At 48.5% G+C, this 307-nt stretch carries 1 protein-coding gene; it reads right to left on the bottom strand.

Features of this window, described 5'->3' with window-relative positions; translation table 11 throughout:
* A partial coding sequence (locus F0U47_RS22880; protein ID WP_149752366.1) for an eS25 family ribosomal protein occupies positions 1–307 on the bottom strand: 307 nt, incomplete at both ends.

Here is a 307-nt window from a genome sequence, read left to right on the forward strand (position 1 = left end):
CCATGGTGTTGGACTACCTGTTTGATGGGACCTTTTTCCCTAAGTTCGATGAGTGCTCTTCTCGCCAGGGAACCTCGGACCTTTAACCTTTCAGATACGACAGCAGGTGTGATTAGCTTGTACTGTGGGACTTCCTTGTACAGTTTCTCATATGTGGGTTGATCAAACAACACCTGGTTGTTCAACTTGTCACGAACTTTTCCTTTGGACCACTTCTTCTTCTTGGCTTTGCCGCCACCGGATCCTTCCTTCTTCTTCTGTGTTTTTTGAGGCTGTTTGGCCGAAGCCTTCGCGTCCTTCTTGGGCG

The sequence above is a fragment of the Nocardioides antri genome (assembly GCF_008373765.1).
GTDB lineage: Bacteria > Actinomycetota > Actinomycetes > Propionibacteriales > Nocardioidaceae > Nocardioides > Nocardioides antri.